The sequence below is a fragment of the Dyella sp. Tek66A03 genome (genome assembly GCF_052567735.1).
The window spans coordinates 991,731-1,006,632 of sequence record NZ_CP199584.1 but is presented as its reverse complement, the minus strand read 5'-3'; the positions used below and the strand labels follow the sequence as shown (position 1 = coordinate 1,006,632).

At 63.9% G+C, this 14,902-nt stretch carries 15 protein-coding genes; 7 read left to right on the top strand and 8 right to left on the bottom strand.

Annotated elements, in window-relative coordinates; all coding sequences use genetic code 11:
* Positions 1-33: 33 nt before the first annotated feature.
* The 4 genes from ACT01B_RS04420 to pilG all read right to left on the bottom strand — a co-directional run bounded on the left by ACT01B_RS04420 (position 34) and on the right by pilG (position 3,487).
* Positions 34-2,064, bottom strand: coding sequence for a methyl-accepting chemotaxis protein (locus ACT01B_RS04420; RefSeq protein ID WP_445146172.1), 2,031 nt, complete (start codon positions 2,062-2,064; stop codon positions 34-36).
* A gap of 113 nt (positions 2,065-2,177) precedes the next feature.
* Positions 2,178-2,720: a chemotaxis protein CheW gene (locus ACT01B_RS04415; protein ID WP_445146171.1), complete on the bottom strand. Its 543-nt coding sequence runs from the start codon at positions 2,718-2,720 to the stop codon at positions 2,178-2,180.
* A gap of 7 nt (positions 2,721-2,727) precedes the next feature.
* Positions 2,728-3,099 (bottom strand): response regulator, encoded by a 372-nt coding sequence (locus ACT01B_RS04410; RefSeq protein WP_266148133.1) that lies wholly within the window; start codon positions 3,097-3,099, stop codon positions 2,728-2,730.
* A gap of 31 nt (positions 3,100-3,130) precedes the next feature.
* Entirely contained in the window at positions 3,131-3,487 is a 357-nt protein-coding gene (pilG, locus tag ACT01B_RS04405) for a twitching motility response regulator PilG (protein ID WP_114238650.1), read from the bottom strand.
* Between the two features lie 549 nt (positions 3,488-4,036).
* On the opposite strand from pilG, the gene gshB reads away from it, so the two are divergent.
* From gshB to ACT01B_RS04375, 6 genes are all read left to right on the top strand, one after another.
* A complete protein-coding gene (gshB, locus tag ACT01B_RS04400) occupies positions 4,037-5,014 on the top strand; it encodes a glutathione synthase (protein ID WP_445146170.1) in 978 nt (325 codons plus the stop codon).
* Entirely contained in the window at positions 5,011-5,877 is an 867-nt protein-coding gene (locus tag ACT01B_RS04395) for an energy transducer TonB (protein WP_445146169.1), read from the top strand. The genes gshB and ACT01B_RS04395 overlap by 4 nt, the downstream gene beginning before the upstream one ends.
* 394 nt (positions 5,878-6,271) lie before the next feature.
* On the top strand, positions 6,272-6,847 hold the full coding sequence (locus tag ACT01B_RS04390) for a YqgE/AlgH family protein (protein WP_445146168.1): 576 nt from the start codon (positions 6,272-6,274) through the stop codon (positions 6,845-6,847).
* Positions 6,844-7,278 (top strand): Holliday junction resolvase RuvX, encoded by a 435-nt coding sequence (gene ruvX / locus ACT01B_RS04385; protein WP_445146167.1) that lies wholly within the window; start codon positions 6,844-6,846, stop codon positions 7,276-7,278. The genes ACT01B_RS04390 and ruvX overlap by 4 nt, the downstream gene beginning before the upstream one ends.
* A gap of 27 nt (positions 7,279-7,305) precedes the next feature.
* Positions 7,306-8,232, top strand: coding sequence for an aspartate carbamoyltransferase catalytic subunit (locus ACT01B_RS04380; RefSeq protein WP_445146166.1), 927 nt, complete (start codon positions 7,306-7,308; stop codon positions 8,230-8,232).
* A gap of 130 nt (positions 8,233-8,362) precedes the next feature.
* The gene (locus tag ACT01B_RS04375) at positions 8,363-10,126 is read left to right on the top strand and encodes a hypothetical protein (RefSeq protein ID WP_445146165.1); all 1,764 of its coding nucleotides are present in this window, start codon (positions 8,363-8,365) and stop codon (positions 10,124-10,126) included.
* 94 nt (positions 10,127-10,220) lie between these two features.
* Here the strand turns inward: ACT01B_RS04375 and ACT01B_RS04370 are convergent, their stop codons facing one another.
* Together ACT01B_RS04370 and ACT01B_RS04365 are read right to left on the bottom strand one after the other, a co-directional pair.
* Positions 10,221-10,964 (bottom strand): MHYT domain-containing protein, encoded by a 744-nt coding sequence (locus tag ACT01B_RS04370; protein WP_445146164.1) that lies wholly within the window; start codon positions 10,962-10,964, stop codon positions 10,221-10,223.
* A 19-nt stretch (positions 10,965-10,983) separates the two neighbouring features.
* Positions 10,984-11,712 carry a hypothetical protein gene (locus ACT01B_RS04365; protein WP_445146163.1) on the bottom strand — a complete coding sequence of 243 codons (729 nt, stop codon included), beginning with the start codon at positions 11,710-11,712 and terminating at the stop codon, positions 10,984-10,986.
* A 444-nt stretch (positions 11,713-12,156) separates the two neighbouring features.
* On the opposite strand from ACT01B_RS04365, the gene ACT01B_RS04360 reads away from it, so the two are divergent.
* Positions 12,157-12,522 (top strand): BON domain-containing protein, encoded by a 366-nt coding sequence (locus ACT01B_RS04360; RefSeq protein ID WP_445146162.1) that lies wholly within the window; start codon positions 12,157-12,159, stop codon positions 12,520-12,522.
* An 88-nt stretch (positions 12,523-12,610) separates the two neighbouring features.
* Here the strand turns inward: ACT01B_RS04360 and ACT01B_RS04355 are convergent, their stop codons facing one another.
* Together ACT01B_RS04355 and ACT01B_RS04350 are read right to left on the bottom strand one after the other, a co-directional pair.
* Positions 12,611-13,777 (bottom strand): PilT/PilU family type 4a pilus ATPase, encoded by a 1,167-nt coding sequence (locus tag ACT01B_RS04355; protein ID WP_445146161.1) that lies wholly within the window; start codon positions 13,775-13,777, stop codon positions 12,611-12,613.
* A gap of 38 nt (positions 13,778-13,815) precedes the next feature.
* Complete coding sequence (locus ACT01B_RS04350; RefSeq protein ID WP_445146160.1) at positions 13,816-14,853, bottom strand: type IV pilus twitching motility protein PilT; 1,038 nt, start codon at positions 14,851-14,853, stop codon at positions 13,816-13,818.
* Positions 14,854-14,902 lie beyond the last annotated feature (49 nt).

Below are 14,902 nucleotides of genomic sequence, written 5' to 3'. Positions count from 1 at the left end.
GTCGAGGTTGCCCCCTGTGAAAATCGTTTTGTGTCAGCCCGGCAGCTTAAAGTGCGCCACCGAGCGCCGCAGATCACTCGCCAGTTGGGCCAGGTAACCGATCGAATCGGCGGTCTGGCTCGCACCCTGCGAGGTCTGCGAGGTAATTTCCTGAATCGCATTCATCGACACCGAAATGTCCGACGCCGCGGTGGACTGCTGGCGGGCGGCGGTGGAGATGTTTTGAATCAGCGCGGACAAATCGTGCGACACGCGCTCGATGTCACCCAGCGCGCTGCCGGCATCTTCCGCCAGGCGGGCACCGGCCACCACTTCCGCGGTGGTCTGTTCCATCGAGTTCACCGCTTCGTTGGTATCGGACTGAATGGTCTGCACCAGCGTTTCGATACGCTTCGTAGCGCTGGCGGAACGTTCTGCCAGGCGCTGCACTTCGTCCGCCACCACCGCGAAACCGCGGCCAGCCTCACCGGCCGACGCCGCCTGGATGGCCGCGTTGAGCGCGAGGATGTTGGTCTGTTCGGCAATGTCGTTGATCAGTTCCACGATCGAGCCGATCTCCTGCGACGACTCACCCAGGCGCTTGATGCGCTTGGAGGTCTCCTGGATCTGGTCGCGGATCGAGTCCATGCCCGAGATCGTCTCGCGCACCACTTCGGCGCCGCGCGAGGCGATTTTCACCGAGCGCTCGGCCACGTCGGCCGACTCGGCGGAATCCTTTGACACGGTATCCATGAGGCTGGCGATCTGATTGATTGCCGTGGTCGCCGTGCTGATCCGCTGCGCCTGGTGCTGCGCGGATTCGGCCAGATGACGTGCCGTGGTCTGCGTCTCCTGGGCCGACGAGGACACCTGCTCGGAGGTCTCGTTGATCGTGGTCACCAGGGTGCGCAACTCGTCGATGGCGTAGTTCACCGAGTCGGCGATGGCACCCGTAATGTCTTCGGTCACCGTGGTCTTGACCGTCAGGTCACCTTCGGCGAGCGAGCCCATCTCGTCCAGCAGGCGCATGATCGCCTCCTGGTTGCGCTGGTTGAGCTCGGCACTGTCCTGGAAGCGGCGGCGCTGGTCGGTGACGAGCTGAACCACCAGCACCACGATGAAGGCGACCGCGCCGATGGCACCGAGCACGCCCCACCACACGTTCGGGAACAGGCGGCGCAACGGCAGCTTGCCGACCTGCTCAGCCAGTTCGTTCGCGCGCAGCAGCACGTTCTGCGAATCCAGCGAGCCCTGGCTGCCAGCGCGCTTCACCTCACTCAGGTTGCCCGCGGCACCGGCCAGCTTGCCGACCGGATCCTGCAGGTTGTCCCACTGGGATTGCATGTCCGCAAGAATCTTGCGTGCATTGGTATCGCCCATCGAACGCACGCCCACTTCGGCGTTGCCTTCGAGCAGGCCCTTGAGCACCGAACCGTAAAGCTGGCCGTCGCGGGCCAGACCATCGGCAGCGGGCTGGGAGCCGTCACCACCCTGCAGCACTTCCTGCACGCGGCGGGTCATGCGGTCGGCCAGCAACATTTGGCGGGCCGAGGTATAGGTCTGCTCCGCGCTGCCGCCGCGCTGCTGCAGGATGTTTACCACCTGCTCCATGCTGGAGTTGAGCAGCGGCAATTCGCGCGCCAAGGTCGCTGCGCGCTGGGCCGAATCGAGCACCAGGGCCTTGTTGGACAGGATCTTGCCGATATCGGTATCGAGCTGCCCCCAGGCGTTGGTCAACGCGCCTACCGCACGACCGGCCGGCGTTGCGTTGTTGTCGGCATAGGCCTGCATGCCGCCCTTGGCATCGCCCTTGTTCAGGTGCTGCACTGCCGAGTCGATGGCATTGCGGCTGGTTTCCAGTTCCTTGAACGAGTCGACGTTACCGTCTGCCGCCTCAATCGCATATTTAGCCGTCTGCTGCGACAACACCTGGATCTGCGTGGTCAGGGCGATGGCCTGCCGATCCTCGCTGTTCCTGATGTTGAGCATGACGAAGTTGACACCCGCGAATCCAATCGCGATGACCAGCGCAATGATGAGGCCGGTATAGCCCCGCTCCTTGCCAACGCCCCCTGTAGTGCTCATTTCGTTCACCTCGCCCGTCTACCCCCGCCACCCTTGCTGGCGGAGGCTGGGAACATCGCCCTGATTCCGGCCGCAACTGGCGCCGGTCCTACTCTTGATTCAACTATCGCCCGTCAAGCCGCCGAGGCCTGCCGGAAGTCAGGCGCGCGCACCAGTTTGCCCATGCTGAACACGGCCAACCGGGGCTCGCCTACGCGATCTTCCACGAATCGCGCCAGGCGCGGATCGTCTTCTTGTTCGGCGGTGCGGCGCTGCTCGGCATCCACCGTGCGCTGGCCGAATACTTCGTCGACCATCAGCGCCACGCTGCCGCCACTCTGTCGCACCACCAACAGGCGCGTACGCTCGGTTTGGATGGTGCGCTCGGCGAACAGGAAGCGAGCGAGATCGATGACCGGCACCAGGTTGCCTCGCACATTGGCGACGCCAAGCAGCCAGGTCTGCGTGCCGGGCACCGGCGTCAACACCGGCACCGCAAGCAATTCGCTGATTTCATCGATGCCGCTGACGAACAGACGACTGCCGGCGCGGTAGCCAATGCCACGCCAGAGGCCTGGGGCCTCCAGCTTCTCCGGCGTATCGGAGGCATGAACCAGCGAAAGTCGTTCGTAACGAGCCAGGATTTCGAAGGGCGAGAGCGTGGCAGTCTGGCTCATCGTCACCTCAGGCAGCGTTCGGCAGCAGATCGTTGATACATGCAAGGAGATCCTTCTCGTTCACCGGTTTGGTGATGAAGGCACGCGCACCCTGGCGCAGCCCCCACACGCGATCGGTCTCCATCGATTTGGTGGTGATCATGACAATCGGAACGTTGGACGTCACCGGGTCGCGCGTAAGCGTACGCGTGGCCTGGAAGCCGTTCATGCCAGGCATGATGACATCCATGATGACCAGGTCGGGCAACTGCGCGCGCACGCGCTCGATGCCTTCCTCGGCACTGCCCACGGAGTCAACCCGGTAACCCGCGCGCTCGAGCAGCGTGGTGAACACGCGCACGTCGGTCGGTGAGTCGTCGATAATGAGAATATTGGCCACAGGTCCCCCTCAGACCCTGTAGTCGCCGGCCTTACACCGTGCTGACATGTCTATGGATAGCACCAAGCAGCTCATCACGAGTGAAGGGCTTGGTGAGATATTGTTCGGCGCCGACGATACGACCACGGGCCTTGTCGAACAGGCCGTCCTTCGAGCTGAGCATGATGACCGGCGTGCCGCGGAACTGTGGATTGTTCTTGATCAGCGCGCAGGTCTGATACCCGTCGAGGCGCGGCATCATGATGTCGACAAAGATGATGGCGGGCTTCTGGTCGGAGATCTTGGCCAAGGCCTCGAAGCCGTCCACCGCGGTCAGCACGTCGCAACCTTCTTTTTTAAGCAAGGTTTCGGCCGTCCGGCGGATGGTCTTGGAGTCATCAATGACCATGACCTTCAGGCCGGTCAAGCCATTTCCATTTATGTTCAAGTTCACAACACCCCCCTGCTACCCGCCCCAGGCTCAGGTAAAACGTGCAGCCGTCGGCCATTGGCCGCCAGCCCACGTGGACTAAAGAATTCCATAAAGCTTCTTATGACGTACTAACTTTACTCAGCCGGCAGGCATCTGTCTGTTGCTGTTTACCGCCTGCCTGACGTGGCGTCAAGCTGAAATCTCAAACGAAGAGCGCCACGTCATTGAATTTGGCGATCAGCCAGCGCGACGTCACCATGCTGGGCGTCATCGTGACGTTGGTTGGCCAGCCCGGTCAATGTGCTGATTCACCTGAATGTGCACGTCGCCTGGACCCCTGAAACGACCACCCGACCACCTGCCTGCCCCCCACATGACGAGGCGGAGAAGGCGGCCACGCGCCGGGTCGGGGGCAAGTTGCCCAGGCCAGGCATCAGATGACCACGTCTCGACATACACTCCCACGCTCTTTCCCGGTCAGCGCCGGGGAAGATCGTGACGACGCTCTACTACCGGAGAATGACGATGACCCTTTCGGTCGCCGTATTGATGGACCCGATTGGCTCCATCAAGATCGCCAAGGACACTACCTTCGCCATGTTGCTGGAGGCCCAGCGACGCGGGCATCGGCTTTTTTACCTGGAGCAGGGCGACCTGGCCCTGCGCGACGGCCTGCCCTGGGCACGCCTGGCCGCCCTTTCCGTGCGGGACGACGCCTCCGGCTGGTTCATGCTGGAAGAACCCAGCTGGCGCGACCTGCGGGAGATGGACGTGCTGCTGATGCGCAAGGACCCTCCGGTCGACGCGCAGTTCATCTACGACACCATGGTGGCGGAACAGGCCGAGCGTGCCGGCGTGACCGTGGTGAACCGCCCCCAGGCCCTGCGGGATTGCAACGAGAAGCTGTTCGCGATGCACTTTCCGCAATGCATGGCACCCACCCTGGTGTCGCGCGACGCGGCCGAAATGCGCGCCTTCGTGGCGGCCCATGGCGAGGTCGTGCTCAAGCCACTCGATGGGATGGGTGGACGCGGCATCTTCCGGGTCAGCGCTGGAGACACCAACCTCAATTCGATGCTCGAGACCTTGATTGCGGCCGGACCGCATGGCGAGCATCGCCAGCTCACCATGGCCCAGAAGTACATTGCTGAAATTACCTCTGGCGACAAACGTATCCTGGTCATTGATGGCGAGCCGGTGCCGTATGCGCTGGCGCGCATTCCCCAGGGCAACGAATTCCGCGGCAACCTGGCGGCAGGTGGCCTTGGCGTTGGCGTGCCGCTGAGCGACCGGGACCGCTGGATCGTGTCCCAGGTGGCACCGGAGTTGCGCCGTCGCGGCCTGCTGTTCGTCGGGCTGGACGTGATCGGCGACTACCTCACCGAGATCAATGTCACATCGCCGACCTGTGCCCGCGAACTGGACGCGCAGTTCGGGCTTAATATTGCGGGCCAATTGTTCGACGTTATCGAACGCACTCGAATCGGAAACCGCGCCGCGTGAGCCAACCTGTAGTCCCCACTGGCGCCGACATGATCGGCGCCACCCTGCTTTTCTCGCTATTGCTGCATGGCGTGCTGGTGCTCGGCATCACGTTCAGCTACGTCAAGGCCAAGCCCAGCCTGCCCACCCTGGATGTGACCCTGGTGGACGTGGCCAACCGCGACGTGCCGGACAAGGCCGACTTCCTGGCCCAGGCCAACAACTCCGGTGGCGGCGAGAGCGACAAGGCTGCCCGCCCCTCGCAGCCCGTTTCCGGCCCGATTCCCAAGGCCAATGCCGGGGTCGCCCCGCAACCGGTCGAGGCCAGCGCGCCTCGGCCGCAGGATGCCACCGACGACAAGCTACTGACCACCACCGGCAACAGCCACTACACCGTCAGCAGCGACAGCGCCAAGCGGGAGCGAACGCCGCACGACCTTCCTGAGTCGCCGAACGAGGTCAAGCGGCGGCAGGAGATGGCGCAGCTGGCCGCCGAGGTGCGCGATCGCAGTGAGCAGTACGCCAAGCGCCCGAAAAAGAAGTTCATTTCGGCCAACACCAAGGAATACGCCTACGCGGCCTATATGCGCGGCTGGGTTGACCGGGTGGAGCGCGTGGGCAACCTGAACTATCCCAACGAGGCCCGCCGCCGCGGCCTGCACGGTGACGTGCTGATGACCGTGACGCTCAACCGCGACGGCTCGGTCAAGGGTATCGAGGTGGTGAGCAGCTCAGGGCAACAGCTGCTGGACGCCGCCGCACAGCGCATCGTGCGCCTGGCGGCACCCTTCCCCTCGCTGCCGGTGGACAAAGAACACATCGACGAGTTGAACATCACCCGCACCTGGCAGTTCATGCCGAACGACATCCTGCGCAGCCGCTAGGGATGCCCTGATTAACTCTGCGCAGGCGCCATGATGTCCAGAAGGCCCGCAGGGTGTGTTGCGCGGCGCTGGGAAGACTGGCCGTCTTGCCAAGTCGCGCGGCGCAGCCTGCGGGCCTTCTGGACATCACCCCATCGCTTTGAATCCAATACGTTGGGGCCGGCTCTGTCTGTCCGCATCCCTTCGGTGCGCCGGCTCGACAGACGTCCAGTCTGCCTTCGCCGTCACCCCTGTGGTCTGCGAACAGACAGAGCCGGTGACGCCTGCGCAGAGTTAATCAGGGCATCCCTAGCACCGACACTCACGGGGTGTTTACACCAGGCCGCGGGAACCTAGACCGCAGCGGATGCAGCCGCGCTATGGGGCGGGCGCGAACAGGTTCTACAATGCGCCTATGACCGTTGCCCAGTCTCAAGCCCAATCGCTCGCAGGCCACTTCCTGATCGCCATGCCCAGCTTGGCCGAGCCCCCGTTTTCGCGCGGCGTGGCGTTTATCTGCCAGCACGACGAAGACGGCGCGGTGGGTCTGCTGGTGAATCAGCTATCCGAATATCGCCTGGGTGATGTGCTCTCCCAGATGAAGCTCGAGTGCAACGATCTGGAACTGGCCGACGCCCCAGTGCTGATCGGTGGCCCCGTGCAGCAGGAGCGCGGTTTCGTACTGCACCGCGAGCCAGGGCACTGGGAATCGAGCTATCGCATCAATGCCGAGTGGTCGGTCACCACCTCGCGCGACATCCTGGTGGCCATGGCCAATGGCGAAGGTCCGCGCCTGGCGGTGATGGCCCTGGGCTATGCCGGCTGGAGCGCCGGGCAGCTGGAACAGGAGCTCAAGGACAACGCGTGGCTCACCGTCGAGGCCAGCGAGCGCGTGGTCTTCCATACGCCGCTGGAAGAGCGCTGGAGCGCCGCCGCGGGCCTGGTCGGCGTAGACCCATTGGCGCTGCCCAACTACGCGGGCCACGCATGAGCTGTGTCTTTGGTTTCGATGTCGGCAGCCGCCTGCTAGGCGTTGCGGTCGGCAATCGTTTTACCGGCAGCGCGCGCGGCCTGGCCGCCATCCCGGTACGCGACGGCGATCCGGATTGGCAGAAACTCGACGCCCTGCGCCAGGAGTGGCTGCCAGAAACCCTGGTGGTTGGCCTGCCGCTGACGCTCGACGGCGGCGAGCAGCCTGCCAGCCGCAGCGCCCGCCGCTTTGCCGAGAAGCTCGGCAAGCGCTACGGCCTGCCCATCGAGCTCACCGACGAACGCCACAGCTCGCAGGAAGCGGCCCAGCGCTTTGCCCATGCGCGCGCCGCTGGACTGAAGAAGCGGCGCGATGCCGCGACGATTGATGCCGAAGCCGCCGCGGTCATCCTGGAACGCTGGCTGGCCTCGCCTGCGCCCACCGACCGCTGACCCTTACCCTCGGACGACACGCCCATCATGACCCCTCGCCTGCGCCATCTCACCACGCTGGAAAACCTGCCCCGCGCCGCCATCGAGCGTCTGCTCGACCGCGCGGAGACCATGCGCGACGGCTGCGCCCACGGCACCCGTAAGCTCGACCTCCTGAACGGCCGCACGATCCTCAATCTGTTCTTCGAACCGTCGACGCGCACGCGCACCTCGTTCGAGCTGGCGGCGCGCCGACTCGGTGCCGACGTCATCAACTTCGACATCAGCTTCTCCTCCACCAGCAAGGGCGAGGCGCTGTTCGATACGCTGCACACGCTGGAAGCGATGCACCTGGATGCCATCGTAGTGCGCCACAAGCAGTCGGGCACGCCCGAAGAGCTCGTGCGCCATGCCATGAGCGGCGTCTCGGTGATCAATGCCGGCGATGGCAATCGGGCGCATCCCACCCAGGGGCTGCTCGACGTGCTGACCATCCGCCAGCATCGTCCCGATTTCGAGCGGCTCACCGTCACCATCTGCGGCGACGTGAAGCACTCGCGCGTGGCCCGTTCGGACGTGCACGCGCTTACCGCGCTGGGTACGAAGGAAATCCGCCTGTGCGCGCCGCGTGGCTTGTTGCCCGACGCGACGGAGTTTCCGGGTTGCGTCCTTACCGACGATTTCGACGCCGCCATCGAAGGCGCCGACGTGGTGATCATGCTGCGCCTGCAGAAGGAGCGCATGGCCGTCACCGACCTGCCCGACGAGGCGGCTTACTTTGCCCGTTACGGCCTCGACAACCGTCGCCTCGAGCGTGCCGCCAAGGGCGCCCTGGTGATGCACCCAGGCCCACTCAACCGCGGTATCGAGATCGCCTCGGAAGTGGCCGATGGCCCGCAGTCCCGCATTCTCGAACAGGTCGGCAATGGCGTCTTCGTGCGCATGGCGGTCCTGGCCGAGGTACTGGGTCGCTAGATCAGGTAGTCCAAACACTACGCCAGCAGGCTCCCGCCAAGCTGCTGTCCCGGCCGCGGTGCGCCGCGCCAGGCCTAGATTCCGGGCATAATGCCCGGCGCACTAACGCACCTCTCTTAAGGGAATAAACATGCGATCGACGACGCGCTTTGTAGCGCTGGGTTTCGCCGGCGTACTTCTGGCTGCGTGCCATCACAAGGACAAGGACGCTCCCCTTGCTTTCGTGCCGGCCGATACGCCCTACGTGGTGGCCAACCTCGACGTCCTTGACGAGGGCACCCGCAAGGCCCTGCTGGCGCAGACCAATGCGCAGCTCCCCGCGCAGCTGGTGCAGCTGAAGTCCGCGGCCGACGACATGGCCGACAAGGACCCCGATACCGCTCGTCTGCTGAAGGCGGTCATCGCCGAGCTGGATGGCAAGACCATCGAGCAGTTCGCGCAGAACGCCGGCCTCAACATCAAGGGTCGCTCGGCTTTTTACGGCCTGGGGCTGTCGCCGGTGATCCGCTTCGAGCTGATCGACGCGAAGGCTTTCGACGCCTTTGTCGGACGCCTGGAAACGGCCTATGGCAAGCCGTTCGATACCGCGACCGTAGGTGGCCAGAGCTACCGCAAGCGCGTGTCGCCGGAAACCGGCACCCAGGTCGTCATCGCCGTGGTCGGCAAGCAGGCCGTGGCGGCGCTGTTGCCGACCGATGCACCCGAGGCCACCTTGCGCCTCGCACTCGGCCTGGATCGCCCGTCCAAGAACCTGCAGGACGACGGTCGCCTGGAGAAGCTGGCCAAGGCCAAGGATTACCAGCCGTGGGCGATTGGCCAGCTCGACCTGGTCCGCCTGCTTCCGCTGGCTGCCGGCGGCAAGGACCCGATGTTCAACGCCCTGCGCAAGGCGCGCGCCGCGACCGAATCGGCCAAGACGGGCGAGCCGGTGACCAGCCAGCTGCAGGTCGCGCCGAGCTGCGAAGGTGAAGCCGCGCGCATTGCTGCTCGCGTACCGTCAGTGAGCTTTGGCTACACCAAGCTCGACGAGAAGCATCAGAACCTGCGTTGGGATGTCGCCCTGGCCGATGACATCACCAAGGCCTTCGGCGGCCTCAAGGTGGAATTGCCGGGGCTGGGGGCTGCGGGCACCGCACCGTTCGATGTCAGCCTGGCGCTGCCGGTGGCCCAGTTGCGTACGTTCTGGAGCGCCCAGGCCGAGGCGGTGGCATCCAAGCCATTCACCTGCCAGTCGCTGACGGACCTCAACGATGGCTTTGTGAAGATCGGCACGCTATCGCAGCAGGCCGCGGTACCGCCGATAGGTGACCTGCTGGGTCTGCGCGTGGCGCTGGACAGTTTCGAAGCGGGCAACGCGGACGGCATTCCCAAGTTCAGCGGCCGCGTGCTCATCGGCACCTCCAATCCCACCGCACTGCTGGCGATGAGCCAGATGGTGGCCTCCGGTCTCGCCCAGCTCAAGCTCACCACGGATGGCAAGCCGGTGGCGCTGCCGCCTGACGTGACTGCACCACTTGGCTCGCCGGTGTGGGCGGCCATGGGTCCGAAGGCACTCGCCCTGGCCATTGGCGCGGGCGAAGACAGCAAGTTGGGCGACATGCTCAACGCCCCGACGGGCGATGCCGGCCGCTTCGGCCGCCTGCAGCTCAGTGGCGATATGTACACCGCCTGGGTCAAGGCCATGGCGCAACGGGCCGACCATATAGCCCAGCTCGCCACGCCGGCCGATCACGATGATGCGGCCGCCGCGGCAGCCGCGAAGGCCTCGGCCGAGCGCTCCAAGGCGCAGTTCGAGTCGATGCAGGCACAGGCGGCGCGCATCAAGTCAGTGGGCGCCGAAGTTCATATGGACAGCGATGGCCTGGTCATCACCAACCAGAACGAACTGAAGTAAGCCCGCGACAGCTGTCACCATCACAAAGGGGCGCCTCGGCGCCCCTTTGCCGTTCCGCAGGCTCAAGGTGCCCGATCTAGCGTGTCGACACGTCCTAGATCGAAAGCACCGACCGTCGATACTGGCGAACGATGCTGATCCCGAGAGCCAGTACCAGCATCACCATCACGATGATGCCGATCACCCCGCCCAGATGATCACCGCGCACGCCTTGTTCAAATCCGGCGGGCAGCGTTCCGCCCTGATTGAACGTCGCGGCGGCCATGCCGGTGTAATGCATGCCGCAAACCGCGATCCCCATGACCAGGGCGCTGCCCAGCATCTGCAACTTCCCGCGTAGATTGAAGGCCAGCCACAGTGCAGCGATCGACGCGATGATGGCGATCAGCACCGACAACGCGACCAGGCGCATGTCATACGTCACCTGCGCCGACATCAGCATGGCGCTCATGCCGAGATAGTGCATGCCCGCCACGCCAAGCCCCATCAAACTGCCGCCTGCCAGCAAGTTGGTCCAGCGAAACACCAGGCTACCGGCGATCGCCAGCCCCAGCGAAGACACCACCACCGCGAGCAGCACCGAGATCGCGGTCAACACGACGTCGTAGGTCGCCTGCGCCCCCATGCTGCACGCGAGCATGGCGACGAAATGCATCGCCCAGATGGCGCCACCACCCATCGCCGTGCCGGCGGCGAGAATCGAGCCCCAGCGCTGCCCCGGCGTGCGCGCCAAGGGAATGCCTAGCGCGAACTGCAGCGCGGTGAAGGAGCCGAGTACGGCCACCAGGTAAGAAAGGCCTACCAGCAGATAGTTGTAGTGCTGATGCATGTCCTGCATGAATTCCCCCTTGAATCGATCACGGCGTCAATGCGAAGACGCACTCCGACGCACCGTGGCAATGGCAGCTGATCTCGCTGGCGCTTGGCTCGCCCGATGCCAACGCATCGCCCAGCAATCCCTCGATAAAGCCACAGAAAAACCGTCCACCCGACAGGCCGCCCGGCTGGCATAGCGGACAGCCCCGCACATGCAGCAGGTCGCCGCGCAATTCCACCGTTACCAGATCGCGCAAGGCCGGCACCACGATGCGCTTGAGTGCATCGTTGGACGCAAGCCGCGCACCCAGGGCGAAGTCGCGCCGGAACACCCAGGCACCCGCACGTCGACCCGCAAGATGCAGGGACGCCTCCCGTGCCTCGGCGGTTACCGCATACTCGAGATTGATCAACCACGGGAAGATCCGTGGATAGTCCTTCGCCAGGCCAGGCAGCATGCGCTCGACGCGCGCCACCTCGGCGCCCGCTGGCATGCCGAGGCTAGGGACCCGGGATGGCGCCAGGGTAACCACGGGTGCTTCGGCGGTCTCCTGCGATACCGGCGGGAAACGCTTGTCGACTGCCCCTTGGGACGATTCGAAATGCAGCACCCGAGGGTGCGCGCCCAGCGCGACTTCCAGTGCCGATCGCGAGGCTTGGGGTCCACGCAACACCATGATCAGGCCCGCGCCGCGCGCATCAGGCAACAGACGCTGGCGCAGCAGCACGTGACCATGCTCGCTGACCACGCGACCCAATTCGATGAGCAACCCTTCTCGTCGTTCGGATATCACCCGAACTTCCAACTCGGCCATGATCCCCCCCGAAATCAAGCCTGGCGACAAATGTTTTCGCAGCGCAATGTGCCGGATGCGCGGAGGTTTCACAAGCCATCCCACGCGCGGCATGCGTCCCATGCAACGGCATTGCGACGAGCGGCACGTACACGTTGGCGGACGTCATATTGGCGACAGCTACGGCCGGGAAGAGCCCTTGAATAATGTGCCGCGCATCACACTACCTTCCGATCCGCAGAACGATGTCGCAACGTGGCGCACACGTTTTCTTCGCAACGGTGATTACGCACTGAACCGATTCGGACATCAGCCGAGCTTGGTTCACGTTGACACTGTTTGGATAGGTGCCACGGATGTCGCGACCTGCGGCAGACGTCTGTCTCAAGGACAGCACTTCCCCACTACAGGAGATTCCCCATGCGCACCAACAACGTCATTCGCAAGACTTTGGTCGCCGCTGGCCTGGTTGCCGCCTTCTCGGTCGTGCCGTTCGCGCAGGTCGCCGCACAGGACGCCGCTATGCAGAAGTCCTCGGAAAATCAGACGGTGCCCGACAAGACGGCTGATGCCTGGATCACTACCAAGGTGAAGTCCGAACTGGCGACGACCAAGGGTGTCAGCAGCACGGATGTTACCGTCGCCACCATGGACGGTGTGGTAACCGTGACGGGCACGGCGACCAGTGCGGCGGAGAAAGCCAAGATCGCGCATGTGGCCCAGAAAGTGAAGGGCGTCAAGAGCGTCGATACCAGTGGCCTGACGGTTAGCGATACTGCCAAGTAAGCGCACGCACGCCGTGTCTGGCGGTCGCTGAAAGGAAGAAGGAGCCCTGAGGGCTCCTTCTTTTCTGCCAGCCGTCCGGTGACTGAAATCAGCGACGCAACAGGCCACCGCCGAAGTTCTGCGAGTCCTTCGTCTCTTCCAGCTCCACGCCATCCAGGCCCTGCGACAAGGTGTGCGCATCGCCGCCCTGCGCGAGCTTGATGCGCAGGCGCACTTCGTTGGAGCTGTCGGCGTGACGCAACGCATCCTCGTAGGAGATCTCGCCGGCGTGATAGAGCTCGACCAGGCTTTGGTCGAAGGTCTTCATGCCCAGGTTGGTGGATTCCTTCATCACTTCCTTGAGCTTGTGGATCTCGCCCTGGCGGATGTAGTCCTGCACCAGCGGCGTGCCCAGCAGCACTTCCACCGCCACGCGGCGCGACTTGCCGTCCGGCGTCGGGATCAGCTGCTGCGCGACCACGCCCTTGAGGTTGAGCGACAAGTCCATGAACAGCTGCGAGCGACGGTCTTCCGGGAAGAAGTGCAGGATGCGGTCCATCGCCTGGTTCGCGTTGTTCGCATGCAGCGTACACAGGCACAAGTGGCCCGTCTCGGAGAAGTTGATCGCGTGCTCCATCGTCTCGCGCGTACGCACTTCGCCGATCATGATGACATCGGGCGCCTGGCGCAGCGTGTTCTTTAGGGCGTTCTCCCAGCTGTCGGTGTCGATGCCCAGCTCGCGCTGCGTGATGATGCAGCCCTCGTGCTTGTGCACGTATTCGATCGGGTCCTCGATGGTGATGATGTGCCCGGTCGAGTTGGCGTTGCGATAGCCGATCATCGACGCCAGCGAGGTGGACTTACCGGTGCCGGTACCGCCGACGAAGATGATGATGCCGCGTTTGGTCATGGCCAACTGCTTGATGACCGGCGGCAGGTTCAGCTCCTCGATGGTGGGGATCTTCGAATCGATCCGGCGCAGCACCATGCCTACGCAGTTGCGCTGATAGAAGCAGGACACGCGGAAACGGCCCACGCCCTGCGCGGAGATCGCGAACTGGCACTCGTGGGTTTTCTCGAACTCTTCGCGCTGCGACGGCGTCATCACGTTGAGCACCATGTCGCGCGATTGCTGCTGCGACAACGGGCTCTGCGTGATCGGCACGATGCGGCCCTGCACCTTCATGGAGGGCGCAACACCGGCTGTGATGAACAGGTCAGATGCCTTCTTGTGCACCATCAGCTTCAGGAACGAGGTGAAATCAAAATCACTCATGGCACGGACCCTCTGGATTCAACACGACGACCAACCGCTTACTTGAAGATGTCCTTGTTGCGGGCGTAGCTCCCCGCCTGCTGGCGAGTCACCTGACCGCGCTTGACCAGGTCCTGCAGATTCTGGTCGAGCGTTTGCATGCCGTACTGCTGCCCCGTCTGGATGGACGAGTACATCTGCGCCACCTTGTCCTCGCGGATAAGGTTACGGATGGCGGGAATGCCCACCATGATCTCGTGCGCCGCAATACGGCCGCCACCCACTTTCTTCAGCAGGGTCTGCGAAATGACCGCGCGCAGCGATTCGGACAGCATGGAACGCACCATCGGCTTTTCGCCGGACGGGAACACGTCGATGATGCGGTCGATGGTCTTGGCGGCCGAACTGGTATGCAAGGTACCGAACACAAGGTGACCGGTTTCCGCGGCGGTCAGCGCCAGGCGGATGGTTTCCAGGTCGCGCAACTCGCCGACCAGCACGTAGTCCGGGTCTTCACGCAATGCCGATCGCAGCGCTTCATTGAAGCCGTGCGTGTCGCGATGGACTTCGCGCTGGTTGACCAGGCACTTCTGCGAGGTATGCACGAATTCGATCGGGTCCTCGATGGTGAGGATGTGACCGTATTCGTTCTTGTTGATGTGGTCGACCATCGCCGCCAGCGTGGTCGACTTGCCCGAGCCGGTGGGCCCGGTGACCAGGATCAGGCCCTGCGGTTGCTCGATCAGGTCGCGGAAGACTGGCGGCGCGCCCAGGTCCTCCAAGGTGAGCACTTCCGAAGGAATGGTACGGAACACCGCGCCGGCGCCACGGTTCTGGTTGAACGCGTTGACACGGAAGCGGGCCAGGCCAGGAATCTCGAACGAGAAGTCGACCTCGAGGAATTCTTCGTAGTCGCGGCGCTGCTTGTCCGACATGATGTCGTAGATCAGCGAGTGCACCTGCTTGTGCTCAAGCGCCGGGATATTGATGCGGCGGACGTCGCCGTCCACGCGGATCATCGGCGGCAGACCGGCGGACAAGTGCAAGTCCGAGGCCTTGTTCTTCACCGAGAAGGCAAGCAGTTCGGCGATATCCATCTGGCGTTCCCCTCAACCCAATCATCTGGATGACATGCTGCGGCAAGGC